Annotated in this window: 24 protein-coding genes and 1 pseudogene; 21 read left to right on the top strand and 4 right to left on the bottom strand. The window is 39.7% G+C overall.

The genetic code is table 11. From position 1 onward, the window contains the following. The first annotated feature begins 97 nt into the window (after positions 1-97). From FGG79_RS04880 to FGG79_RS04870, 3 genes are all read left to right on the top strand, one after another. Positions 98-703 carry a nucleotidyltransferase family protein gene (locus FGG79_RS04880; RefSeq protein WP_138776611.1) on the top strand — a complete coding sequence of 202 codons (606 nt, stop codon included), beginning with the start codon at positions 98-100 and terminating at the stop codon, positions 701-703. Between the two features lie 264 nt (positions 704-967). Beyond that, positions 968-1,378, top strand: coding sequence for a MerR family transcriptional regulator (locus FGG79_RS04875; protein ID WP_138776610.1), 411 nt, complete (start codon positions 968-970; stop codon positions 1,376-1,378). A gap of 42 nt (positions 1,379-1,420) precedes the next feature. Then, a complete protein-coding gene (locus FGG79_RS04870) occupies positions 1,421-2,692 on the top strand; it encodes a hemolysin family protein (protein ID WP_138776609.1) in 1,272 nt (423 codons plus the stop codon). 260 nt (positions 2,693-2,952) lie between these two features. On the opposite strand, the gene FGG79_RS04865 is transcribed toward FGG79_RS04870, so the two are convergent. Both FGG79_RS04865 and FGG79_RS04860 read right to left on the bottom strand, forming a co-directional pair. Then, positions 2,953-3,345 carry an SET domain-containing protein gene (locus tag FGG79_RS04865; protein WP_138776608.1) on the bottom strand — a complete coding sequence of 131 codons (393 nt, stop codon included), beginning with the start codon at positions 3,343-3,345 and terminating at the stop codon, positions 2,953-2,955. A gap of 115 nt (positions 3,346-3,460) precedes the next feature. Beyond that, positions 3,461-4,774, bottom strand: a complete 1,314-nt coding sequence (locus tag FGG79_RS04860) for a D-alanyl-D-alanine carboxypeptidase family protein (RefSeq protein ID WP_138776607.1) — start codon at positions 4,772-4,774, stop codon at positions 3,461-3,463. A gap of 462 nt (positions 4,775-5,236) precedes the next feature. Between FGG79_RS04860 and FGG79_RS04855 the strand changes: the two genes are divergently transcribed. The 3 genes from FGG79_RS04855 (at position 5,237) to FGG79_RS04845 (ending at position 7,412) form a co-directional block, all read left to right on the top strand. Further along, complete coding sequence (locus tag FGG79_RS04855; protein ID WP_138776606.1) at positions 5,237-5,782, top strand: GNAT family N-acetyltransferase; 546 nt, start codon at positions 5,237-5,239, stop codon at positions 5,780-5,782. Next, positions 5,779-6,810: a serine hydrolase domain-containing protein gene (locus FGG79_RS04850; protein ID WP_240794197.1), complete on the top strand. Its 1,032-nt coding sequence runs from the start codon at positions 5,779-5,781 to the stop codon at positions 6,808-6,810. Before FGG79_RS04855 ends, FGG79_RS04850 begins: the two co-directional genes overlap by 4 nt. Positions 6,811-6,911: 101 nt before the next feature. Next, the gene (locus FGG79_RS04845) at positions 6,912-7,412 is read left to right on the top strand and encodes a CBO0543 family protein (RefSeq protein ID WP_138776605.1); all 501 of its coding nucleotides are present in this window, start codon (positions 6,912-6,914) and stop codon (positions 7,410-7,412) included. Positions 7,413-7,488: 76 nt separating this feature from the next. Here the strand turns inward: FGG79_RS04845 and FGG79_RS04840 are convergent, their stop codons facing one another. Next, a complete protein-coding gene (locus tag FGG79_RS04840) occupies positions 7,489-7,992 on the bottom strand; it encodes a GNAT family N-acetyltransferase (RefSeq protein ID WP_138777595.1) in 504 nt (167 codons plus the stop codon). Positions 7,993-8,114: 122 nt separating this feature from the next. Between FGG79_RS04840 and FGG79_RS04835 the strand changes: the two genes are divergently transcribed. The 12 genes and pseudogenes from FGG79_RS04835 (at position 8,115) to FGG79_RS04780 (ending at position 19,586) form a co-directional block, all read left to right on the top strand. Continuing rightward, positions 8,115-8,546, top strand: coding sequence for an HIT family protein (locus tag FGG79_RS04835; RefSeq protein ID WP_138776604.1), 432 nt, complete (start codon positions 8,115-8,117; stop codon positions 8,544-8,546). Between the two features lie 11 nt (positions 8,547-8,557). Further along, a complete protein-coding gene (locus FGG79_RS04830; RefSeq protein ID WP_240794196.1) occupies positions 8,558-9,799 on the top strand; it encodes an aminopeptidase in 1,242 nt (413 codons plus the stop codon). A 213-nt stretch (positions 9,800-10,012) separates the two neighbouring features. Then, a pseudogene (locus FGG79_RS04825) lies at positions 10,013-10,531 on the top strand (GNAT family N-acetyltransferase); the annotation flags it as partial. Positions 10,532-10,585: 54 nt separating this feature from the next. Beyond that, positions 10,586-11,002 (top strand): NUDIX domain-containing protein, encoded by a 417-nt coding sequence (locus FGG79_RS04820; protein WP_138777594.1) that lies wholly within the window; start codon positions 10,586-10,588, stop codon positions 11,000-11,002. A gap of 193 nt (positions 11,003-11,195) precedes the next feature. After that, on the top strand, positions 11,196-11,963 hold the full coding sequence (locus FGG79_RS04815; protein ID WP_138776602.1) for a DeoR/GlpR family DNA-binding transcription regulator: 768 nt from the start codon (positions 11,196-11,198) through the stop codon (positions 11,961-11,963). Between the two features lie 247 nt (positions 11,964-12,210). Then, entirely contained in the window at positions 12,211-12,768 is a 558-nt protein-coding gene (locus FGG79_RS04810; protein ID WP_138776601.1) for a glycerol-3-phosphate responsive antiterminator, read from the top strand. Between the two features lie 337 nt (positions 12,769-13,105). After that, a complete protein-coding gene (locus FGG79_RS04805; protein WP_138776600.1) occupies positions 13,106-13,936 on the top strand; it encodes an MIP/aquaporin family protein in 831 nt (276 codons plus the stop codon). An 18-nt stretch (positions 13,937-13,954) separates the two neighbouring features. Continuing rightward, the gene (gene glpK / locus FGG79_RS04800; RefSeq protein ID WP_138776599.1) at positions 13,955-15,445 is read left to right on the top strand and encodes a glycerol kinase GlpK; all 1,491 of its coding nucleotides are present in this window, start codon (positions 13,955-13,957) and stop codon (positions 15,443-15,445) included. Positions 15,446-15,628: 183 nt separating this feature from the next. Further along, on the top strand, positions 15,629-17,293 hold the full coding sequence (locus tag FGG79_RS04795) for a glycerol-3-phosphate dehydrogenase/oxidase (protein WP_138776598.1): 1,665 nt from the start codon (positions 15,629-15,631) through the stop codon (positions 17,291-17,293). A gap of 376 nt (positions 17,294-17,669) precedes the next feature. Continuing rightward, positions 17,670-18,515 (top strand): oxidoreductase, encoded by an 846-nt coding sequence (locus FGG79_RS04790; RefSeq protein ID WP_138776597.1) that lies wholly within the window; start codon positions 17,670-17,672, stop codon positions 18,513-18,515. A gap of 183 nt (positions 18,516-18,698) precedes the next feature. Then, the gene (locus tag FGG79_RS04785; RefSeq protein ID WP_138776596.1) at positions 18,699-19,088 is read left to right on the top strand and encodes an NUDIX hydrolase; all 390 of its coding nucleotides are present in this window, start codon (positions 18,699-18,701) and stop codon (positions 19,086-19,088) included. A gap of 54 nt (positions 19,089-19,142) precedes the next feature. After that, positions 19,143-19,586, top strand: coding sequence for a DUF4064 domain-containing protein (locus tag FGG79_RS04780; RefSeq protein WP_138776595.1), 444 nt, complete (start codon positions 19,143-19,145; stop codon positions 19,584-19,586). A 239-nt stretch (positions 19,587-19,825) separates the two neighbouring features. Here FGG79_RS04780 and FGG79_RS22070 read toward each other — a convergent pair whose 3' ends face one another. After that, complete coding sequence (locus FGG79_RS22070) at positions 19,826-19,921, bottom strand: putative holin-like toxin (protein ID WP_224940763.1); 96 nt, start codon at positions 19,919-19,921, stop codon at positions 19,826-19,828. A gap of 320 nt (positions 19,922-20,241) precedes the next feature. Here FGG79_RS22070 and FGG79_RS04775 point away from each other — a divergent pair, with 320 nt between their 5' ends. The 3 genes from FGG79_RS04775 (at position 20,242) to FGG79_RS04765 (ending at position 24,812) form a co-directional block, all read left to right on the top strand. Further along, positions 20,242-21,339: a M24 family metallopeptidase gene (locus tag FGG79_RS04775; protein ID WP_138776594.1), complete on the top strand. Its 1,098-nt coding sequence runs from the start codon at positions 20,242-20,244 to the stop codon at positions 21,337-21,339. Positions 21,340-21,554: 215 nt separating this feature from the next. Next, the gene (locus tag FGG79_RS04770; RefSeq protein ID WP_138776593.1) at positions 21,555-23,717 is read left to right on the top strand and encodes a DNA topoisomerase III; all 2,163 of its coding nucleotides are present in this window, start codon (positions 21,555-21,557) and stop codon (positions 23,715-23,717) included. A 456-nt stretch (positions 23,718-24,173) separates the two neighbouring features. Next, positions 24,174-24,812, top strand: coding sequence for a type 1 glutamine amidotransferase domain-containing protein (locus FGG79_RS04765; protein ID WP_138777592.1), 639 nt, complete (start codon positions 24,174-24,176; stop codon positions 24,810-24,812). Positions 24,813-24,873 lie beyond the last annotated feature (61 nt).

The following is a 24,873-nucleotide window of genomic DNA, read 5'->3' as shown; positions in this document are numbered from 1 at the left end:
GGCGCTTTTGGTTCATAATAGGTTTAGGAAATTCATAATAAAAAATATGAAAGAGTATAGGGAGTAGTCACTCAAAAATCAACTAAAGGGGATCACAATGATCAAATCAGAACAGGATATTTTGGCATTAGTGAAAAAAGATTCATGGATGATGAGCATCCTTAATGCTGCCCATACCTTACAGCTTCCTGACTGGTGGATCTGTGCCGGATTTGTTAGAACAAAGGTATGGGATACTATCCATGGGTATACGAAGAAATCGGAATTGACCGATATTGATGTGGTGTACTTTGACCGTGCGAATACAGACGAGAATTTCGAAAATCACCTTGAATTTCAATTGCGTAAGAGGTTAATGAACGAACCATGGTCTGTAAAAAACCAAGCCAGGATGCATATAAAAAATGGAGAACTACCTTATATCTCAACGATAGACGCTGTTTCCCGATTTCCTGAAACAGCAACCTCTATAGCGTTAACGCTGAACGAAAAAAAAGAGCTTACTTTAGCAGCGCCATGGGGAATTCAGGACTTACTCTCCCTTCAAATAAAGCCTACCCCTCCATTTAAAGAAAAAGAAACATTGGCCGCCATTTATGAAAAAAGGGTGTATGAAAAGGAGTGGAATAAGAAATGGCCAAAAGTGACTGTTTATACTATTAAAGGAGAGCTTATGGAAGAAAAAAAGGGAAGTAATGGATAAGGCTATCAAATTCGAATTATTCTTCCTCCTTATTAGTACGATTATAATTCTAAGCAGGTGAGAGGGACGGACCTCCATTTTGAATGATATATTCGAAAGGAATCCTTTAGGATCAAGCTTTTTATTCGAATTGTAGAACTTTTTGGAGGTCCGTCCCTCCCGATGGTTGAAATTTCATTGATTAATTAATCAAAACCATAACGTTTAACTGTACGGTTTTAATAAAATACAGTATACTACTCAAGAGGTGATATCCTTGGGAAGATGTATCGAATAGGAGAACTATCGAAGCGCAGTCAAGTGTCGAAGCGGACGATTGACTATTATACGAAAATAGGTTTATTAAATTGCGATCGGTCCCGGAATAATTACCGGTATTACCACGAAGAGGCATTCGCTGACTTGAAACTCATTGAACAGTGTCAGCAGATGAACATGTCTTTAAATGAAATCAAAGATCGATTGATTCTAATGAAATCGGAGCAGGTGGACCAATCTGTTCTAGAAAAGCAAGTGAATCATATTCGAAATGAAATGAATCATTTACACAAAGAATTACATGAGGTTATGCAGGCGATGGATACTCTTGGAGATGACGATCGTAAGCGCATGATCAAACAAGTTTCACCCCAGGCTCTGGCCTTATTTCAAACGTTAATAGTTTTTTCTGGTTAAACCAGCATAATAGATAAACAACTACAGGAGAGTGACTTTTTTTTGGACGATATACCACTGAATTCATTAGTATTATTAGGAGCATTGATTCTTTTATCTGCCTTTTTCTCATCGGCGGAAACGGCTTATTCGAGCGTAAATAAAATCAGGCTGAAGAACTTTTTAAGTGAAGGAAGAAGAGGAAGCGTTAAAGCACATTATATTGCTGAGAACTTTGATAAAGCCCTGTCCACGATATTGGTTGGTAACAACATCGTGAACATTGCCGCAGCCAGTATTTCAGCAAAGCTTGCGACAGATATATTCGGAGGGAATACAGGTCTTGTAATCAGTACGTTTGTCATGACGTTGTTAATTCTGATTTTTGGGGAGATTCTACCTAAGTCATTGGCAAAAGAAAATGCAGAAACCTATTCCCTGACGATATCTGGCGTTCTGTTTTTCTTAATCAAGGTCCTTACACCGATCAATTTCTTTTTCATCAAATTAAAAGAGTTGGTATCGAAGTTCTTCTCAAAAGATTACGAAATGCCGTCTGTTACAGAGGAAGAGTTAAAAGTGATGCTTGATATTAGTGAAGAAGAAGGAGTCATCGATAAAGAGGAAAGAGAATTGATTCACCGTTCCATGGACTTTGACGATATCCTTGCTACTGAGGTATTGACTCCACGTATCGATGTTCAAGCCGTAGAGGTGAATCAATCAATTGAAGAGATCAAGGAAATGTTCTTCGAAGAACGGTTCTCACGAATTCCCGTTTATGAAGATCATATCGACAATGTGATCGGAATTCTTTCAGAGAAAGAGTTCTTTACCCATCTGATCAAATTTGGGGAAGTAAACGTTCGTGAATTAATACGTGAACCGATGTTCATCTTTGAATCTGCCAAAATCTCTTCTCTCCTTACCAAACTTCAAAAAAACAATGTCCATATGGCCATTGTCGTCGATGAATTTGGTGGAACGACAGGGATCATCACTCTTGAAGATATCCTGGAAGAAATTGTTGGGGAAATATGGGATGAGCAAGATGAGAAAACACATTCTATGAGAAAAATAAGTGATAACGAATATACATTCGATTCCCAATATCAATTGGACGAATTTACGGAGTTACTTGATGTACCTGAACCTGAAAGTTCTTATCATACTATAGGAGGATGGGTTGTTGAGAGCTTTGAAGATCTTCCATCAGAGGGTGACAGCTTCGACTATGAAAACTTAAAAGTGAGCGTGGAAGAAGTGGATAATCGCCGGGTTCGTACAATTAAAGTGGAAATAATCGAAGGAAAAAAAGCAGATATGGTTCATTAAGAATGAAATAACAGGCTTAAATGCCTGTTATTTTTTTACTAATAGCAGGTAGGAGGGACGGACCTCGAAATATATCCAAATGCCAAGAGGAAATCCTATGGATAGTGGGTTCTTCCTTTGAAAAGCATATTATTTCGAGGTCCGTCCCTGAGGTTGAGTGGTTTTATTTCTAAGGTAGATGTTGTTTACTACTCCATATATCCACGGCAGTTCAAGCAAATTATAAAAAGGGACCTCCGTTATGGAAGTCCCTACTCGCGCTATTCTTCGTCACTCTTATCTTTATTGAACCAAAGTGGCTCATCATTGTCCACTTCGCCATTATAATTAATGAGTAACTCTTCGCCCGCTTGAATGTCCTTGTAGGCATAAAAGTCGAAGGTATGATTGTCGAAATTAATTTCATAAACTGTATTTGGTGTATATGAATGATTAAACAACATTCCATAACCTAATAGAAGTGCTGTGTGATTGATTCCGTATTCAAATACATAATCCGCCAGGAACGTTTTCTCAATATGTTCATGTTCCTCATTAGGATAAGGTATAACGGGTGCTTCATGAACCAGTTCACCTTTTACTATATCTCTTTTAGCAAAAACGCCACGATTCAGATCACCATCGCTAAGTGATGATATTTTCACTTCGATCATAATGCCACCTTCTTTCTAAATCCTTTAACTTAGTAAGCTTGACACGAACTGGGTAGAAAAGCAACACTAAATCCACCAAAAGTTGACTATCCAGGTTGAATAGTCAAGAGATTGTTTAAAAAATATTTTGGAAAAATGCCTGTATACTCCGGGCACTACGAACTAACCAATTTGCTTTTTCCACCGATTCAGCAGCATAGACATCTATCTTTAAAGGAGAGTCTTTTTTATCAAAGATATATTCTTCATTTTTAGGAGTATCGATGACTAATTCCCCAATTTTCTCACCTTTTTCGATTGGAGCCTTTAGGGAACCATCTTCGCTCACTTTGTTATCGGCAACGTTCAGTATAGTTTTTACATTGTCTTTATCCTGCTTCGTTACACGAATCGCGAGAGGTTTGTCTACCTTGATGGCAATCTTTTTCTCTTTACCATTCGGAACAGGTAATGTATGCTCCTTTTTCTTTTCTACTGAATCCAGATTGTATTCTACTGTTTCAAATTCACTGAAGCCATAATCCAGAAGTTCTTTAGATTGGATAAACCGCTCTCGACTGCTCGGTTGCCCGTATTCATCCTTGGCATCCAATATAACGGAGATATAACGTACACCATCCCGTATTGCAGTTCCAGTGAATGTTGAGCCTGCAAAAGGTGTCGTACCCGTTTTCAGCCCATCGGCGCCTTTAAAATAATAGGATTTCCCTTTTAAGAGACCATTCGTATTTTTCATCACCAGTTCTTCACTCGTCCCTGGTCTGAATACTTTGGAAGTGAGACTTGAAGTCTTCAGGACTTCAGGAAAGTCATGAATGAGGCAATAGGCCAAGGTCGCCATATCCTCTGCAGAAACCATGTTTTCAGCATTTACATCCGTTCCTTCCGGGTACATTCCAAGCATATCGTAATTACTGAGCCCGGAAGAGTTCACATATTGATAATGCTCAAAGCCAAGCTCCTTTGCTTTTGCATTCATCATTTTCACAAATTTACCCTCAGAGCCCGCGACTACTTCAGAAAGAGCGATTGCAGCACCATTACCGGACTTGATGACCATGGCATCATACAGTTCCCTCACCGTGTACTCTTCATCGGCCCGCAACGGAACATTGCTTAAACCGGGAGCATTTGCTAATTGATAGACCTTATCGCTTACCTTATACGTTTGATCCCATTTGATTTTCCCTTTTTCAATTGCTTCTAATACAAGGTATTCCGTCATCATTTTCGTCATGCTGGCAATTCCTAGAAGCTCATCTTCATGTTCGCTATACACGATCTTCCCTGTATCTGCTTCAACTAAAATAGCAGCATCTGCATTTATATCTAGTTTCGTTTTACCATGAGCCGATTGTTGAAATGACGTCATAGCTATTAACGATATCATCATAACCGGCAGGATTCGTTTCAACATATTTTTTTTCAATTCAGTACCTCCATAGAGCCAATTTTACGCAACCAAATTATTTTACCATACAAACACTTCAAACATCCCTAATCCTCCGCAACCTTTTCAAATCGTTCATATTATTGTAAAAATATGTTGCGCATATTAATGCAGTTCCGTCCCTATATAAGCTAAGTTTATCGAATGTAAATTGACGCTCGTTATTAGTTTAATACAATTATTTATAACCAAATTAGAAAGTTGTGATTCTATCACTAAAATGGAAAAAAATTCTTGTTCCTTCTCTATTAATTTGGTAAAATCATCTAAACCGTTTGGAGGAATCAAGATGAACAAATTCCAACAATATAAAGGGGATTGCTTCCAATTCATAGAAATACTATGAATTAACAAATCGTTTCAGGTGTGGTAACTCAATACCTCAAACAAACAAATGGTTCTAATAAATACTTAATTCAAAAAGGATAAGGAGAGGTGCACATGTTCACGTATAAATTAAACGATAAATTGGAATTAAGATTACTAGATACACAAGATGCTGAACGCATTTTCGAACTGACAGATGAATCCCGCTCTTATTTACGTGAGTGGCTCCCTTGGGTGGATTATTCCAAAACAGTTGATGATTCCAAAGAATTCATTCAGGGTACCCGGCTAGGCTTTGCAAACAATAAAAGTTTGACGGCGGGAATTATCTATCAAAATGAAATAGTGGGCGTAGCAGGGTTCAATCAACTTGATTGGTCTAATAAAGTGGCTTACATAGGCTATTGGTTAGGTGAAGGCTATCAAGGTAAAGGGATTATGACATCCGTTGCAAAGGGATTGACACACTATGCATTCGAATATTTGAAAATGAATAAAGTTGAAATAACCGCTGCTGAATTCAACCACCGCAGTCGGGCAATCCCTGAGCGTCTTGGTTTTGTGGAGGAAGGCAAGCTTCGGCAAAAAGAATGGATCTACGATCACTATGTAGATCATATTGTGTACGGTTTGCTGGCTGAAGAGTGGAAGGGGATTTGAAGAATACCATAACGTCTCCTTTGTCTGAACTGATTACCTGGGTTGAAGACATTAAAGCTAATAATGGAAGCTCTGCCGCTTCTCTATACATTATTAAAGACGACAAAGTCGTGCTGGAGCATTATAGCGGTAAACACTCCCATGAAGAAAATGCTTTCCCTGTAACATCGCAGTCTCAATTCAATATAGCCTCCGCCCGTAAAAGTTATTTAGGCCTTGCTGTTTCTTATGCGCTATATGATCAGTACATAAGCAGTCTCGATGATCCGATTTCCCGGTATATTCCTGAGTTGAATCATCAGGTGATGAAAGATACCACAATCCGACACCTTGTGACCCACTCCCATGGCCTTGATTATAATGAAAACGGAACCATTTATCGACAATTCATGGCGGGTCATTCCTGGGCTTATCGTAATGTAGGGGTTGACATCATAACCAACCTCATTCATCGCCTATACGGAAAAAGCTTTCCGAAGCTCCTGGAAGAAAGAGTGTTTAAACCAATGGGCCTGAAAGAAACTGGATGGCGAACAGAACCAGACGACCAATTTGTAAGAATTATCGGGGATATGGAAAAACCAGCACTTTCAGGACTAGGTACCACGGCTAATGGAACGGAGAAAAATCTTTTCGTATCCCCAAGGGAGTTAGCTTTGTGGGGACAACTGCATTTGAATAAAGGGATAATGAATCAAAAAGAGATTGTCCCTTCTAAAGTGATCGAAGTCTCAACATCCATTCAAAATGATAGCTACTCTGATCCAACGATTCCTGACAATGGACTTTTTTGGTATGTACAAAATATACCAAGAGACAAAAGTGAGATAGGGGTACGGGTACCAAAGGATTCATATCAAATATTAGGTGTGACCGGTCCAACCATTCTTGTGATTCCGTCCTTAAACGTAGTAGTGGCAAAAATGTATAATAAGCGTTATAACTATGGTGGAGACCAATACCTACATTACTTGCGTGAATTTAGCAACAAAGTCTCTGATCTATTTTCCACCCAATGTGATTTGTAAGAAGACCGGAATGGTACTACCTCACCATCCTGTTGGGAATAAATTTCCAGATGCAAGGCAAGAATAGGGTTACAACATGCATCGAATGATGGGGGGATCCCATGTTTCATATTGTCGTTATTTTTTCGGTTGTTCTTAGTTCGTTGAAATGGGGTTCTTGGAATAGATGGAGAGAGTTCCTTCCGACGATTTACTATTTTAGTTTTTTTAATATGTTTTATCAGTATATAAGCTATACGATGAAGGCTGTATGGGAATTGGATGGTTTTATTGTTAATGTGTTTGTGACTGATACTTTATACACTACGATAGCCTACCCTTGTCTGGTTGTGCTTTTTTTAAGCCACTATCCAGAAGAGATCAGAATGAAGGTAATTTATTATGTGAAGTATATAAGTGTTGCCATCGTAACAGAATGGGCCGCTGGAATGCTTGATTCTATCCAATATTTCGAAGGATGGAATATATGGTGGACAATATTGTTTTATTGCATCATGTTCCCCTTAATCCGCCTTCATTTTGTAAATCCTGTCAGGGCGTTGGTGATATCTGTCTTTGTCGTTGCCTTCTTAATGTTTAGGTTTGATTATCAAATACTATAACAAAACGGTGAATCCGTTCCTGGATGGTCACCGTTTTGTTAAGAATCCATTTGTTCAAGCTATTTATTGATTCTGCTCACAAAAACAGAACCATCAACTCTTCGTCAAAATATTCATGATTATATTTTAAAGCTCTCTTTTCAGTGCCAAATGGTATGAATCCACATGAATGATAAAGGCCTCTTGCTGTTTCGTTGCTTGTTACGACTGTGATCATCAGCTGCTCTATGCCTTCTGTTTCCTTCGAAAGAGTGATGGCAGCTTCTATTAGCTCTCTTGCAAAACCTTTTCCACGATATGACGGCTGAACGTACACAGCATAAATAGAAGCTTTATGGCGCATCTTTAAGGATGCTTCACGCACCAAGGTGACCGCCCCTACTAATTGATTGTCTTCAAAACAACCAAATGTAAAGCTTCCCTCGCTTATTATTCTTCCGGCAATGGTTTGGATTGGGTCTGGACGGGCGATGGCTTCTTCATAGCTACTTCCAAAACTTGATGGACTTTGTTGCAGCATTTCTAAACGAAGATGCCAATAATCTTCAGCATGTCTTTCATCTAATAACCTGATTTCCATAATTTTCTGACCTTCTTTCGTTTCCATGATATGATAGTAGAAACATATTTTCACCTATCCACCAAGATTCGACACATACTAATAAAATCCTTTAAATTGACTTAATAATTGGAGGCATAGTAATGGAATTTTGTCTGGGCTGTCAACTTGCAAATAATCGAGAGAAAGTATTCATTATATACGAAAATAACCATGTAACCTGTTTATTGGACCATGTTCCTCATCAAACAGGGCATACGTTAATTCTCCCAAAGCTACATAGAGCGGAATTGATAGAATTCAATGAAGAGGAAAGTCTCTCGGTCATGAAGGCTGCGCAACTTGTTGCACGAGCCATCCAAGCACTTTATGAACCCAATGGAATTACTATTTGCCAAAATGGCGGGGTCTACAATGAGCTAAATCATTATCATATGCATGTCATTCCCCGTAATGAAGAAGCAGAGCAATTTGGTGAATTATTTTATGGTAATGGGGATGTGATGAAACCGATCGAGTCGCTGGAAGAAACCCAGAATAAAATGAGTGCTTTCATTAATAGATTACTAGAATAGGAGAGATGAATTTGACTATACATAAAGAAATTCATGAACAAGTAAAAAAATACGCTGAGCTCGCCATTAAGGTAGGTGTAAATGTGCAAGAAGATCAACCTCTTTGGATATCAGCCCCGTTAGGATCCGAAGATTTTGTGCGAATTGTTGTTAAAGAAGCGTATCTTGCGGGTGCAAGAAATGTACATGTTCAATGGTACGATGAGGAAATAATGAGAACACATTACGAACTTGCGCCTTATGATGTCTTCTATGAATACCCGACTTGGCTTGCTGCAGCCCATGAATGGGTGGTGGACCTTAAAGGAGCGTTCCTGCAGATAGAAGCAAATGACCCGGATTTGTTAAAGGGTATCCACCCAGACCGGATCCTTAACTTCGAGAAAGCAAGTGGAGATGCGTTGGATCGGTTCTATGAAGCCATTGAAAATGATGAAATCAGCTGGTCAATCGTCGCTATTCCTTCAAAGAAATGGGCCGACAAAGTGTTTCCTGAACTTCCTGAAACGGATAGGATCCCAAGTCTATGGAACCAAATTTTCACTTCGGTCCGCATCGACCAACCGGACCCTGTCTCCGCGTGGAAAACCCACATCCAAACACTAAACGAAAAGGCATCACAATTAAATTCCCTCAAGCTAAAGGAAATGCACTACCAATCGAAAGGGACTGATCTGAAAATTGATCTGCATGAGGATCATATTTGGCTCACAGGTGCAAGTCAAACACCTCAAGGTTCGAACTTTATTGCCAATATGCCCACAGAAGAGGTTTATACTGTCCCGGTTAAGACAGGTGTCAATGGTACAGTTACTAGCACAAAACCTCTTGCTTACAATGGAAATGTAATTGAAGACTTCACTCTTACATTTGTTAATGGAAAAATTACAGAGGTTTCAGCGAAGGAAGGGGAAGAAATCTTAAAGAAATTAATTGACACAGATGAAGGAGCATCCTATCTAGGCGAGGTTGCCCTTGTTCCCCATCACTCACCGATTTCAGATTCGGGGATCCTATTTTTTAATACGTTATTTGATGAAAATGCGTCGAATCATCTAGCGATCGGTTCCTCGTATCCAACTTGTATGAAGGACGGAGATATCTTGACCGATGAAGAACGAGAAGAGAAGGGACTAAATGATAGCGTTGTCCATGAAGACTTTATGATTGGTTCAGAACATATGAATATCGACGGTGTTAATGCTGATGGAAGCAGAATCCCTATTTTTAGAAATGGGAATTGGGCCATCTGATTTGGTAATTAGACTTAGTGGGACGAACACTTTGACATTTATGAAAAGGAAGAGGTCCCAGTGAAATGGGCTTCCTTTCAAGATCCTTGGGGCAATGGTATAGGTATGTTGAATATCATAGTAAATCCGAAATACAAGAACGAATACAGGCGTTACTAAGAAGAGAAAAATAACGCCCCATATTCATCTATCTTATTTGAAAGGAGAATGCATATGGAAGAGAATGTGAGGCTTATACAGCCAACCCCTATCCTGGAAAAGGAATATCTTGACTTCTACGATGAATGGAAGCTGAGCGGGGAAGATATGATTCCATGGGTGATCAAAAAAGATCCGACTCATTTCCCTGAAATGGTTCAGTCCTTACTAGATGCAGAAATGGGAGAGAAATTACCTGAAGGGTAGGTGCCAGATTCCACCTATTGGCTTGTTTCTGAATCTGATCGTATTCTTGGAGTAGTGAATATTCGTCATTCCTTAACCGCTCAGCTCTCGCAAAATGGTGGCCATATCGGATATGGCATCAGACCATCTGAAAGAAGAAAGGGCTATGCAGGGAAATTGCTAAGTCTCAGTCTTAGAATAGCCCAATCCATTGGTATCGATCATGCATTGATCGTTTGTGATGCATGGAATGAGGCATCCAAACGTACTATATTGAGAGCTAATGGCTTGAAGGATGAAGATTTCGTAGAAGAAGATGGGAATGTTATCCTACGCTATTGGGTGAAGACAAAAGGGGAGGCTGTTATCGTGAATAACTGCGGTCGGCAATTTCTTGATTTCATGTCCATAGAAGAATTGGAAATGAATCGTTATCAGCCTATTGCAGGATCCTTTTCTGTCATTTCAAGGAATGATGAGGTTCTATTATGCTATAACGTATTTCGTGAACAATGGGAGCTTCCAGCAGGTAAAAGGGAGAATCAAGAAACCCCTCATGAATGTGCGATTCGGGAACTATACGAAGAGACCGGCCAGATGCTGGATAAATTACACTTTCAAGGATTAATGAAAATTAAAAGAGCTTCAGGAAGCATTCAGTATAATCCTGTTTATTCTGCTAGCATCAAAGAATTACAGCCATTCATTGAAAACCCGGAAACGAATAAGATCATGTTATGGAACGTAAAGGATTCTATTGGAGAGATCGATCCCATTGATGAGAAATTAATTAAATGTTTATCTAAAGGAACAAGCTGAATATCAGCATGTTCTTTTTTTTCATGAATAAACCAGAGTTTAACTATGTATTTCATGAAAATAAAAGAATGAAACAGTTGACAAAAAATTCCTTATCACTCGATAATAGGCATATATATAAATAAAGCCATCAAACTTATAATAATGAACATGATAAAACATGCACGAAGCAAACTTTTTAGGAGGAAATCGGATGTTTTCAGAAGAAAGACGTGAAAAGATATTTGAAAGGGTTGAGAAACTTGGCAGAGTGTTAGCAAAAGACATGGCCGATGAATTCGATGTATCAATTGATTCCATTCGCCGTGATTTAACGATGATGGAAGAAGAGGGGTTACTAAAACGAACACATGGAGGGGCCATTCCCAATCCAAAAGTACGCACTAAACCTCAAGCCCGATCTGAACGATATGGTGAAGGAACGGATTATCAAAATGCGATTGCGAAAGAAGCTGTGTTACATATCAAAGAAGATGAAACGGTTTTTATTGGAGGAGCAGCTATTCATTACGTTATGCTTAAATATCTAACAAGGAAGATTGCCTTTACCGTGGTAACTAATTCAGTTGAGGTTGCCTATCAATTAAGGGGTTATTCCAATATACAAACGTATCTTATGGGTGGAAAAGTGAAGGCCTCTGGTAATATTACAGACGGATTAGCAAACAAATTCGCGGAACAATTTACTATAGATCTTAGCTTTGCGATAGCAGGGGGCTTATCAGCACGTGGATTAAGTACAGCCACACCGGAAGTAGCCATTTTCCACAGGACTGTTTTCGGCCATTCCAGAAAAGTCATTGCCCTTATGGAACATACTAAATTAGGAGTAGAACTGTTTACAGAAATGAATCCACTTTCGAAACTCGACCTTCTCATTACCGATGAGGAAGCGTCAATCGATATTATCGAAATGATCCATTCTCAAGGAGTCAGAACAGTTATCGCTAAGCTTGAATAAGAGAGAACCCCTGTCATTTTTACAGGTTTTTTATATTAGAAATACCCTTGAATTAACAATCGGATGGTGGTGTGAATACACAGGATTAGATAGGGATCGTATGCTCCGGCCATTAATTAGGATCCACCAGATTCCAAATTGTGGTAAAATATAGTTAGGTGCTTTCGAAATTTTGCAGAATCAACTATGGTATAATTTCTCCTTGTGAAAACATACATACGAATACCAATAGAGGAGGGGAAAAAAAGTGAGCTTTGAAGGTCAAAAAATTTTACCTGCTATACGATCCATGAAGGACTTTGATAAGATGCTCGAAACCTCTTTCCAATACGGAGTGTTTCTCGATCTTCATGTCGGGATGCTTAAAAGTGTTTTTGAATATGCTCGTAATGAGAATCGAAAGATGTTTATACACCTTGATCTCATTAATGGATTATCCAGTGATGAGTATGCGGCTGAATACATTTGTCAGGAAATCAAACCCTTTGGGATTATTTCCACCAAAGGAAATGTGATTAAAAAAGCAAGACAAAAAGGAATTTTTGCTACACAAAGGATGTTTGTGATTGATTCCAGTGCGATGAATCGCAGTATCGAACTTATTCATAAGACTGATCCAGACTTCATAGAGGTACTCCCTGGTGTTGTGCCTAAAATCATTAACGAAATCCGTGAAAAGACGGGAAAACCTATTTTTGCAGGTGGGCTTATAGATACTGTCGAGGAAGTAGAAGCAGCGCTAGAAGCTGGTGCTACAGCGATTACGACCTCAGACCGGGTATTATGGAAACATTTTGATAGATAATAATATCGGGAAATGCATTGACAACGCTTTCATGCTAGGGTAATATTATGTCCAAGTTAATACGTTGTGAAAGAGATGAAGAGACTCACGCGAATGGCCCCCAAAATTGGTGGGCGTGTTCCGTGAGTCTTTTTATTTATTCAAATTTCCCTGTTTGTGGTTTTGAAGATTAGATTACATGGTTATGAATAATAGTAATCGGGTATACGAGCATCAGGAGGACTGTAAGCTATGCAGCAGTGAAGAACTCCAAAAAGAGTATCCCCACTTAATAAGTCATTCATTTTCCACAGGATAAGAAGACAGGGCACTATTTTATTGAAATGAGGGATGAAAGATGAATGCATTTTTAGGAGAAGTGGTAGGTACAGCGTTGCTCATTATTTTCGGAGCTGGTGTATGTGCAAATGTCAATTTGAAAAAGTCATTTGCCTATAACGCAGGATGGATTGTCATCACATTTGGTTGGGGATTGGGTGTCGCCATGAGTGTATATGCTGTTGGACAGTTTAGCGGAGCCCATTTGAATCCCGCTGTCACTTTAGGTCTTGCCTTCAATGGGGATTTCCCTTGGCAAGATGTTCCAGAGTACATCTTGGCACAAATGATAGGCGCAATAATTGGTGCAACCATCACCTATCTTCACTTTTTACCCCACTGGCATGCAACGAAAGATCCCGGTGTGAAATTAGGGGTTTTTGCAACAGGACCAGCAATTCCACATTATTTTTCGAATTTATTAAGTGAAATCATTGGAACTTTTGTTTTGGTAGTAGGATTATTATCCATTGGAGCGAATACCTTTACTGATGGGCTTAATCCATTCATTGTTGGATTCTTGATTATCGCGATCGGAATTTCTTTAGGGGGAACGACTGGATATGCTATTAATCCAGCCCGGGATTTGGGTCCTCGTATTGCTCATTTCCTTCTTCCAATACCAGGTAAAGGCCCTTCCAATTGGGGTTATTCTTGGATTCCAGTGGTTGGCCCTGTATTAGGAGGATCGTTTGGAGGCGTATTTTATAAAGCCATTTTTATTGGACAAGTCACGACCAGCTTCTGGGTAGTTCTTGCCATTACCCTTGCTGTACTTGGTCTTGCCTATGCAAGTGACAGAAAAAACAGTTTAGCTCAAAAAGTTCATCAACTATCTACTGAAAATTAATTCTTGGAGGGTTTATCTATGGAAAAGTTCATTTTATCTTTAGATCAAGGGACAACAAGTTCAAGAGCCATACTCTTTAATAAACAGGGGGAAAGTGTCCACTCTGCACAAAAAGAATTCACGCAACATTTTCCTAAGCCAGGTTGGGTAGAGCACAATGCAAATGAGATTTGGGGATCGATTCTTGCCGTCATTGCAAGCGCTTTATCTGAGACAAGTATAAAGCCTGAGCAAATTGAAGGAATCGGAATTACCAACCAGCGTGAAACGACTGTGGTATGGGATAAAGAAACCGGAGAACCTGTTTACAACGCAATCGTTTGGCAATCTAGACAAACGGCAGGCATTTGTGATCAATTAAAATCAGCGGGTCATAATGATACCTTCAGAGACAAAACAGGGCTTCTGGTCGATGCTTACTTCTCGGGTACGAAGGTGAAATGGATCCTTGATAATGTGGAAGGAGCCAGAGAAAAAGCGGAACAAGGTAAGTTGCTGTTCGGTACGATCGACACTTGGCTAATATGGAAAATGTCTGGCGGAAAATCTCACGTAACAGATTATTCTAACGCATCCCGTACACTGATGTATAATATTCACGAACTGAAATGGGATCAAGAGCTTCTCGATATCCTTGGCGTACCTTCAAGTATGCTACCAGAGGTCCGTCCCTCATCGGAAGTGTATGGAAAAACGGTACCTTACCACTTCTTCGGAAGAGAGATCCCTATAGCCGGTGCAGCAGGCGATCAACAGGCCGCGTTGTTTGGACAGGCGTGTTATGAAGAAGGAATGGCAAAGAATACGTATGGAACAGGCTGCTTCATGCTTATGAATACTGGAGAAAAAGCTGTGAAATCTGATAATGGTCTGTTAACGACTTTGGCATGGGGAATTGACGGCAAGGTTGAATATGCTCTTGAAGGAAGCATTTTCGTAGCAGGTTCAGCCATTCAATGGCTGAGAGATGGTCTTCGTATGCTAAAGGATGCCAAAGATAGCCAAGGGTATGCCGAAAGAGTCGACTCGACAGATGGAGTATATGTTGTCCCTGCCTTTGTGGGATTGGGAACTCCTTATTGGGACAGTGACGTGCGTGGGGCAGTATTCGGTTTAACGAGAGGGACCTCTAAAGAACATTTTGTGAGAGCTACTTTAGAATCTCTTGCTTATCAAACCAAAGATGTTCTGACAGCAATGGAAGCTGATTCTGGAATTTCCCTTAAGAAGCTTAGGGTCGATGGTGGAGCAGTTAAAAATGATTTCTTAATGCAATTCCAAAGTGACCTATTATCTGTCCCTGTTGAACGTCCGGTGGTAAATGAAACCACGGCTCTTGGAGCAGCATATTTAGCAGGGCTTGCGGTTGGCTTCTGGGAAAATAAAGAAGAAATTTCGAAGCAGTGGAATAAAGACAAACAGTTTGAACCGGAAATGGCGGATGGAACAAGGGAAGAACTGTATAGCGGATGGAAAAAAGCAGTGAAAGCTGCCATGGCTTTCAAATAAACTTTAATTCTTAAGGAACATATGGTATACTGACTTCAAGTTAATAAATCGGTTAGAGACCAAGAGAGACCAAACGTACATTATGGAGCGAATCACCATAATGTTTGTTTCGGTCTCTTTTTTTATGGTTATACAAGTAGAGTGGGAGTTAAGACAATTAATTTATATCGGGAGGAACATACTATGACATTTTCAAGTACTGCTAGACAAGAAGTAAAACATACATTATCTTCAAACCAATTCGACCTGATTGTAATAGGAGGCGGGATTACCGGAGCAGGGATTGCTCTTGATGCATCCAAACGGGGGATGAAAGTTGCCCTTGTCGAAATGCAGGATTTCGCCGCTGGCACGTCAAGTCGTTCAACCAAATTGGTTCATGGTGGCCTGAGATACTTAAAGCAGTTTGAAGTGAAAATGGTGGCAGAAGTAGGCAAGGAACGTGAAATCGTTTATGAAAATGGACCTCACGTCACTACGCCGGAATGGATGCTATTACCCCTTCATAAGGGAGGAAGCTTCGGTAAATTCAGCACTTCGATCGGTTTGAAAGTATATGATTACCTTGCTGGAGTCAAAAAAAGCGAAAGACGCTCCATGCTATCAACATCAGAAACACTGACAAAAGAACCTCTAGTCAAGAAAGACGGTCTTAAAGGAGGCGGCTACTATGTAGAGTATCGCACCGATGATGCCCGTTTAACGATAGAAGTCATGAAAGAAGCAGTCGCCCATGGAGCGACGGTCCTTAACTATATGAAATCACAACGTTTCCTATATGAGGATAAAAAAGTAGTGGGTATTGAAGCAGAAGATCTCGTATCTGGTGAAACAGTTGAAATCCACGGCTCAAAATTTGTTAATGCAGCGGGCCCTTGGGTTGATGACGTTCGAGGGAAAGATTACAGTACAAACAATAAACAACTTCGCCTGACAAAAGGAGTGCATCTGGTTATTGACCAGAGCAAATTCCCTCTTCAACAGGCTGTTTATTTCGACACACCTGATGGGCGCATGGTATTCGCGATTCCACGTAATGGAAAAGCTTATGTAGGGACGACTGATACGCTGTTTGAGCAGGAAAAAGCAGCTCCACATATGACATCAGAAGATAGAGACTATATATTGAATGCGATCCATTTCATGTTTCCGGAGGTTTCCGTCGGAATAGAAGATGTTGAGTCAAGTTGGGCTGGAGTCCGTCCCTTGATATTTGAAAAAGGAAAAGACCCTTCTGAAATTTCCCGTAAAGATGAAGTCTGGGAAGCGGAAAGTGGACTTATCACCATTGCCGGAGGGAAGCTGACAGGCTATCGGAAAATGGGGGAAACAGTCGTTGATCTTGTTTCGAAAAGGCTAAAAGAAGAACAAAAGCTGAAGTTCCCGGCTTCATCCACAAAGCATATGCCAATCTCAGGAGGTCATGTGGGTGGCTCGGAGCATTTCAAGCGCTTTATTGACCAAAAATCAGGAGATGCAAGTCAATATGGTTTAACAGAGGAAGAGGGTAGAAGGCTTGCAACAATGTACGGCTCAAATGTTGATCAGCTTTATAAATTAGCTCACGCTTATAGTGGTACATTTGATGGCCAGTCAATCCCTCCACATTTATACGCTCAACTGATCTATGCGATTCAGGAAGAAATGGCGGCGACCCCGGTAGATTTCTTCATTAGACGAACCGGAGCTCTATTCTTTGATCGTAAATGGGTTGAGAAATGGAAAGAGCCAGTAATTGAAGCGATGGCGAAGTTATTAACGTGGAATGACGAGCAAAAACAGAAATATACTGCAGATTTAGAGAAAGAGTTAGTAAATGCAGTGGTACCAGTTGATTTGCAGTCTTAAGTTTGAAAAACGGTAGTATCTATTCTGCCGTTTTTCGAATTGGAATAGGTTGTTAAAATGAAAGATGTGGAAAAAACGAGTTTAAACGGGTGAAATCATGCACAATCATTTATGCCTACAATTATATGATTTGATGAAATAAGGTGAAATCATGTAAATGATGCATGGCATTTACTGAGAGAACTATATATCGCTCCTGAATGAAGTTGTGGGAATCATATAGATGTTGTAGATTAAAAGTAGAAATTGACACGACTTCCTCGTTTAAAAGGGCTGGCTTCAATGGGATGAAGCCAGCCCTTTTTTTGTATGTTTAATTGATACACACCTGGCGGGGACAATCATTGATAAAATGATAGAAGAGGAGGGGGTTATATTGGAGGGAAGAATCGCGATCGTGACGGGATCAAATAGTGGATTTGGTTTACTATCTGTATTGGAACTAGCTCAAATAGGATTTAACGTCATGGCAACTATGAGAGATCCAATACAAAGTGAGGATTTGTTGTTGCAGGCAGGCAAATTAGGAGTGGAACACAACATACATATTCATCAATTGGATGTAACTTCAGAAGAATCCATCCACAATTTTGCACGCTTTCTTTCAAAAATCGGCAAAATCGATCTGCTTCTCAATAATGCAGGTTATGCAGGTGGGGGATTTGCAGAAGAAGTGAGCATTGAGGAATACCGCGAGCAATTTGAAACGAATGTATTCGGGGTTATGAGAATCACACAACTTGTCCTACCATTCATGAGAGAGCAAGGAAATGGGAAAATCATCAATATGAGCAGTATCAGTGGAAGAATCGGGTTTCCTGGGCTCAGCCCTTATGTTTCGTCAAAGCATGCACTTGAAGGATACAGTGAAAGTCTCCGGATTGAAATGAGGCCTTTTGGAGTTGACGTTCATCTTATTGAGCCAGGTTCTTACCAGACCAGGATATGGACTTCAGGGAAGAAAGTATCTTCACGCTCTTTAGAAAAGAATTCACCCTATTCTTTCTACATGAAAGCGATTAATGCAGAAATTGAAGCTGGAACTAAATCTCTTGGGGACCCGGTGGAGGTAGCCAATGTCGTAAGAGATCTGGCCTTAAATAAAAATAGAAACTTTAGAATTCCCGTTGGAAAAGGTATCCGGTTGATTTTACTTATTAAAAGCATCCTTCCATGGAGAATAATCGAGCATATTATTCTCAAAAATCTCCGCATAAAATAGTATTGGAAAAAGCAGTGAAATGGATGAAAAATCTGAATATAAAGAATTTATTCCGAAAGAAGGAGAATTTTGTCAAAAGAACGAATATGCTAGTAGGAGATTCAATTCCTAATAAATGAGTGGTGATAAGAGCAGAAATGAGGTGGAAAAATGAAAGAATGAAAAGGTGCTTCTGCACTTTGTATGCATGAAGGACGTTTATTGATGGTTCTTCAGGGAAAAGAGGAAGAAGAGAAGCGATGGTCGGTTCCTTCTGGAGGTCTTGAAATAGGCGAAACTCTTTCACAATGTTGCAAAAGGGAAGTATGGGAGGAAACCGGTTATAAAGTTGAGATTGGTAAGCACCTGTATACGAAGTCGGGAAATGAAGGAGGCATCTCCACTACGATACATTATTATGAAGTTCATCTTCTAGGCGGACAGGCAACTCTTCAAGACCCTGATCAACTTATACATAAAATCGAATGGATTTCACTCCAAGAGTTAAGCGAACTACCCCTAGGATTCCCGGAAGATCAGTTCCTCCTCGAATCCTATATGAGCAAGAAGCTAAAACAGGCTACTCTGGAATAGTCTTGATTTAGCACAATATACTATAGAGAATTGATACTAAAGGAGAGAATTAGAATGGTAAAACGTACTGGAGAAGTAGTCATGGGGATAATCGGAATTGTTCTTTCTGCATTATTTTCTATTATCGGAATTGTTTTTAGTATGGGAACGAACAGTAATGAAACCATGTCCCAACTTAAAGAGGGAATGGAAAATGATCCAAATATGCAATCTTCAGGAATGACTGCAGGTGATATAGATTCCATAATGGCTGCGGCTGAATCAATGGGCTCATATCTTGTAATCCTGGGAATCATTGCTTCTATCCTGGGAATCATTGCCGTCTTAACTATTGTTAAAAATAGAAAGCCGGTACTATCTGGAATCCTGTTCATCATCGCTTCACTAGTGATTGGACTTGGAACAGTCGGATTCGGCTTTGTTCCGGGACTTCTGTTCTTAATCGCCGGCATCATGGCATTTGTTCGTAAACCCAAGAAAACAGAAACGGTTTATTAAGATATAAGGCTTGGAGAGCTCTTTCTATAGGCTTTATTTTTTCATTAAAATGATTTGTCCTCATCTTGCATTCCGGCTGAATTTATACTATCTTAAAAGTAGAGCATACTGAAAAAACAAGAGACACTGGCGGCAACCAATGTCTCTTGCTATACAGCAAACTGCAAGGAAAGCAGTGGCCCAATAGAGAAAGATAATAACTCTACCCTTCAAAGTTTAGGCGCTTCATGAGGGTGGGGTTATTTCTTTTTGTCATTCGAAATAACTATGGCAATGATTGAGACAATTAAAGAGCCAAAGGTAATCATTAGCGTTAACGCCTCATACGTTGTCACTATAAGCACCACCTCCTTCTATAAGGAAGTGGCCACTCCCACCCTACATTCACTGTATATATCAGATTATATCACACACGACCTCCGTTTCTTATAGGATAGAGGTAGGAAAACTCAAGCCTTCCCCAAAAAATTCTTCAAGAAGAAACCTTTTCGTCGTGATGTCACTTACCTCTCTATACGAATTGCACATTATCTTTAAGATATGTGATCCTTTCCTTCAAACGTGATTATTTCAAACTCTCAAGAAAATATGTTAGCATAGATATGCTCATGTTAATCGGATACATAACATCATGTAAATCAAGGAGGAACTCACATTGAAACAACGATTAGAAATATTGAAAACCTGGTTAAAGGAAGAAAATATTGATGCGGCATTTATTAATTCAACAGAAAATGTATTTTATTTAACAAACTTTCACACAGATCCACATGAACGCTTAATGGGCCTCTTCGTATTCCCAGATGCTGAACCATTTGTTGTGGTACCTGGTATGGAAGCGCGTCAGGTAAAGGACGCAGGATGGAACAGCGAAGTGGTTGGTTATTCTGACCATGAGGATCCATGGGCGTTTATAAAACAAGCCATTCAAACGAGAGGTATAGATGGAGCCAAAGTAGCTTTTGAGAATGAAGTTGTAACATACGGACGATCTCAAGCATTTTTAAGCATGTTCCACTCACCAGCTGTTGTGAATGTTGAGGATAAACTGAATGAGATGCGGCTCGTGAAGGATGAGAGTGAAATCGAAATCATGCGCCGGGCAGCTAAAATGGCAGATTTCGGTGTCGAAGTGGGAGTAGGGGCACTACAAGAAGGTATTACAGAAATGGAAGTTCTTGCAAAAATCGAGTATGAATTAAAGAAAAAGGGCATTCGTGAAATGTCGTTTTCTACGATGGTCCTCTTCGGTGAAAAAGCGGGAGATCCACATGGAAACCCAGGTGATCGAACGTTAAAAGCTGGCGACTTCGTATTATTCGATCTTGGCGTTGTTCTAGAAGGATATACATCCGACATCACCAGAACATTCGCATATAAGTCGGTTTCTGATAAACAAAAAGACATTTACAACACTGTACTGAAAGCTGAACTGGCGTCTCTTCAGGCAAGTAAGCCCGGTAATCGAATTGGTGATCTGGATCAAATAGCCCGTGACATCATTACAGATGCCGGCTACGGAGAATTTTTCCCTCATCGAATCGGTCACGGATTAGGAATCAACGTCCATGAGTTTCCATCCATGAGTCATTTAAATGATGGAATCTTAAAAGAAGGAATGACTTATACAATCGAGCCTGGCATATATGTACCTGAACTCGGTGGAGTAAGAATTGAAGATGATGTTCTCATTACAGAAGATGGGCACGTAACGTTAACCAAATATCCAAAAGAGCTACAAATCATCGAATAACAATGGGAAGGCTGGCGAACAGGTGCCAGCCTTTTTTGTTTGGATAGTAAAGTTGTGAACGATGGATTTACGTGAATATGACTTCCTAATTTGTAATCAAATGATTACAAATTAGAAAGGGGATTTACAATCATCATTTCTTCCATAATATAGAACAAGAGTTCTGGAAATCATGTTATAATAAATGAAACAATAAACAAGAACAGGAGAATGTTATGAAAGTTGTAATAGCTGAAAAACCCGACCAAGGAGCAACCCTTGCAAAGCCTTTTTCACACAGAAAGCGGCAAGGATATATTGAAGTTCATTCAAACGATGTATTCCCTAAAGGAGCTTATATAACATGGGCAGTGGGACATCTTTTTCAACTTCAAGCACCAGAAAAATATGAAAGTAAATGGAAGAAGTGGAATTTGGAAGAACTCCCTCTCATTCCCCCTAGATTTCAGTATGAGTTGCAAAGGGCTAAAGCGAAACAATTCTCTGTCATTAAAGAGCTTCTAAAGAGAAATGAAGTAACGGAAATCATACACGCAGGTGATGCAGGAAGAGAAGGGGAATTAATCATTCGCAACATCATCTCCATGTCTAAGGTTCAAAAACCGATGAAAAGACTATGGATTTCTTCCTTAACAGAGAAGGCCATTGTACAGGGATTTGAACAATTAAGAGAAGAGGCGGAAATGAGACCGCTTTACTATGAAGCGTATTCCCGTACCTGTGCCGATTGGCTTGTGGGAATGAATGCTTCAAGGGTCTATAGTATTCTCCTGAAACAACAAGGGATGTCAGATGTATTTTCAGCCGGAAGGGTACAGACACCTACGCTTGCTTTAATTGTGAAAAGGGATGAAGAAATTGACCGTTTTAAAAGTGAGCCTTTTTGGGAAGTGAAGGCTAGCTTTCAAATAGGAGAACACGTTTATGAGGGAACCTGGGAAAAAGACGGGGAAAGTCGAATAAAATCCCGGGAACTTGCGGATAAAATTGCAACGTTCTGCCAAAACAAGCCAGCACATGTAGCAAAGATGAAAATAGAGCAAAAAGAGTTTTCCCCACCTTTACTTTTCAATCTTTCGGCTCTTCAAGCGACGATTAACAAAATGTTTAAGTTCTCCCCTAAGAAAACACTGGATATCCTTCAGAAGCTTTACCAGAAAGGTATAGTATCCTACCCAAGGTCAGATTCTCAATATGTAACGAAAGGTGAGGCTGAAACATTTCCGGAAATATTAGGTAAGCTTAAAAAATTCAGCCCTTATAGTAATTGGATCCCTACCCCACATTCAAGCTTGTTGAACAACAAGAGATTTGTGAACGAATCAAAGGTATCTGATCACTATGCCATTATTCCAACCGAACAAGTAACAGATCCCGAAACTTTATCACCAGATGAAAAGAAGATCTATGATGTTGTAGTTAAACGTTTTATTGCAGCACATCATGATAAAGCAATAATGAATTATACTACTATTACGACAGTTGTAGATGAGCGGGCTGAGTTTGTATCTAAAGGTAAACAGATTCTCAAGGAGGGATGGAGACAGGTCCTCATGCAAGATGAAAAAGAGGAAGAACCGCTACTGCCAAATGTAAAACAAGATGATACAGGGAATGTAAAAAAGGTCGGTATAAAGGAAGGGAAAACGCAGCCTCCAAAAAGGTACACTGAGGGACAGCTGATTACATTGATGAAAACAGCAGGGAAATACATGGACAATGATGAGCTTGAGAAGGTGTTAAAGAAAACAGAAGGTCTCGGGACTGAAGCAACGAGGGCAGGGATTATTACGATGCTCAAGGATCGACAGTATATTGATATTCAGAAAAACATTGTATTTCCGACAGATAAAGCAAAGGTTCTCATTCGTGCAATAGGGGAAAATGTGTTAGCGTCTGCTGAGATGACGGCCAAGTGGGAGCAGCGTCTCCAAGAGATAGGAAAAGGCAAAGCCTCTGCTCCTGAATTTATGGAGCAAGTAAAAAAATTAAGTGAGCGGCTTGTGGAAAGCGCTCTGCACGAATCCAAAACCTGGAACTTCATGGACCTCGATACAGATTCCATCCAACGAACAAAAGGAGGGAAAGGAAAAAGAGCCTCAAAAACTAGCGTCGGCACCTGCTTGAAATGTGGCGGAAAGGTAATTGACAAAGGAAAATTCTATGGGTGCTCCAATTATCAAAAAACGAAATGCAGCTTTACGATTTCTAAAACCATTCTACAAAAGAGAATCTCCCAGACGATTGTCAAAAAAGTATTAACTAATGGAAAATCCGATCGAATTGATGGCTTTAAAAAAGGAGAGAAGGAGTTTTCAGCCTACCTTAGCTGGGATCCAGCTCAAAAGAAAATTCAATTCCAATTTGATATTAATTAACCGTTTGATAAAAGGTGGTAGAGTGATTATATGAATGAGAAATGTCATGCAATGTTTTCTACGTCCAACTCTCTTCCCAATACCCGAGAAACTTTTTGAAAGCAGGATTATTCATCATCTGTTTTTCAACCAATGTCATGGTTAATTGAGGAATTCTAGATAGATAAAATACTTCATTAAATAGACCACCTGCTTACATTCCGTTCACTGAACCCGATCAATTTTCACAGATTGTTCGTCTTTGGATACATCTTTTTTAGCAGGAGGTTTTGTTCAATTTTATTTCATCATTTAAGGAGCGGTCTTTTAACACGAAGCTAATAGAGAAAGGTTAACTTATACCTGGGTATGACGAGAAAAATACCCACTTGAAGTTTAATTCAGAGAAAAGTGGATAAACAATAGAGTAGGAAATGAGTTAACTAAAATGGAGGGTATACGTTGAAAAAAATATTAATGGTTTTAACCAATGAAAGCAAAATTGATGATGAACACGAAACAGGATTATGGTTATCCGAGTTCGCTGAACCATATGAAGAATTCAAGAATCAAGGTCACGAAGTAGATGTGGCAAGCTTGAAAGGAGGACGCATCCCATTAGACCCGAATAGTCTTGATGATGAACAGGTGGAGAAATGGAAGGGTATTACGAAGGAACTTGATCAAACTATGGTCCTTTCACAGTTGAATGTAAATGAATATGCAGGCATCTTCCTTCCTGGAGGACACGGAACAATGTTTGACCTACCTGACAGTCCAGAGCTTCAACAGGCATTAGCCCACTTTGCAGAAAACAATAAGGCAATTGGTTCAGTATGCCACGGACCTGCCGGTTTTGTAGGCACAAAACTTTCAAATGGGAAATGGTTGGTTGACGGGAAAAGCTTGACTGGATTTACAAACGAAGAAGAGCAGCAGACTGGCCTTGACTCGTTAATGCCTTTCTTATTAGAAACTAAATTAAGAGAGCAAGGGGCTCAATTTGAAAAATCTGATGCATGGAGTGACCATGTAATAACAGATGGGAAATTTGTGACAGGCCAAAACCCACAGTCCAGTCAATCAGCGGCAGAAGCTTTCGTTAAAGTTTTATAATATTGTTTATTGACGTTAAAACAATACATTTCGTTATGTAAGAGCATAGGGGACTTCCCTG

The organism is Bacillus sp. BHET2 (genome assembly GCF_005938125.1).
Taxonomy (GTDB): Bacteria; Bacillota; Bacilli; order Bacillales; family Bacillaceae_B; genus Rossellomorea.
The sequence above is the reverse complement of the archived record's forward strand: the minus strand, read 5'-3'. Positions and strand labels throughout refer to the sequence as shown.

What these genes read in the sequence shown, in the direction of transcription:
- FGG79_RS04880 (WP_138776611.1), top strand. Translation starts at nt 98, where the DNA reads ATGATCAAATCAGAACAGGATATTTTGGCATTAGTGAAAAAAGATTCA.
- FGG79_RS04875 (WP_138776610.1), top strand. Translation starts at nt 968, where the DNA reads ATGTATCGAATAGGAGAACTATCGAAGCGCAGTCAAGTGTCGAAGCGG.
- FGG79_RS04865 (WP_138776608.1), bottom strand. Translation starts at nt 3,345, where the DNA reads ATGATCGAAGTGAAAATATCATCACTTAGCGATGGTGATCTGAATCGT.
- FGG79_RS04855 (WP_138776606.1), top strand. Translation starts at nt 5,237, where the DNA reads ATGTTCACGTATAAATTAAACGATAAATTGGAATTAAGATTACTAGAT.
- FGG79_RS04845 (WP_138776605.1), top strand. Translation starts at nt 6,912, where the DNA reads ATGTTTCATATTGTCGTTATTTTTTCGGTTGTTCTTAGTTCGTTGAAA.
- FGG79_RS04840 (WP_138777595.1), bottom strand. Translation starts at nt 7,992, where the DNA reads ATGGAAATCAGGTTATTAGATGAAAGACATGCTGAAGATTATTGGCAT.
- FGG79_RS04835 (WP_138776604.1), top strand. Translation starts at nt 8,115, where the DNA reads ATGGAATTTTGTCTGGGCTGTCAACTTGCAAATAATCGAGAGAAAGTA.
- FGG79_RS04820 (WP_138777594.1), top strand. Translation starts at nt 10,586, where the DNA reads ATGTCCATAGAAGAATTGGAAATGAATCGTTATCAGCCTATTGCAGGA.
- FGG79_RS04815 (WP_138776602.1), top strand. Translation starts at nt 11,196, where the DNA reads ATGTTTTCAGAAGAAAGACGTGAAAAGATATTTGAAAGGGTTGAGAAA.
- FGG79_RS04805 (WP_138776600.1), top strand. Translation starts at nt 13,106, where the DNA reads ATGAATGCATTTTTAGGAGAAGTGGTAGGTACAGCGTTGCTCATTATT.
- glpK (WP_138776599.1), top strand. Translation starts at nt 13,955, where the DNA reads ATGGAAAAGTTCATTTTATCTTTAGATCAAGGGACAACAAGTTCAAGA.
- FGG79_RS04795 (WP_138776598.1), top strand. Translation starts at nt 15,629, where the DNA reads ATGACATTTTCAAGTACTGCTAGACAAGAAGTAAAACATACATTATCT.
- FGG79_RS04785 (WP_138776596.1), top strand. Translation starts at nt 18,699, where the DNA reads ATGCATGAAGGACGTTTATTGATGGTTCTTCAGGGAAAAGAGGAAGAA.
- FGG79_RS04780 (WP_138776595.1), top strand. Translation starts at nt 19,143, where the DNA reads ATGGTAAAACGTACTGGAGAAGTAGTCATGGGGATAATCGGAATTGTT.
- FGG79_RS04770 (WP_138776593.1), top strand. Translation starts at nt 21,555, where the DNA reads ATGAAAGTTGTAATAGCTGAAAAACCCGACCAAGGAGCAACCCTTGCA.
- FGG79_RS04765 (WP_138777592.1), top strand. Translation starts at nt 24,174, where the DNA reads ATGGTTTTAACCAATGAAAGCAAAATTGATGATGAACACGAAACAGGA.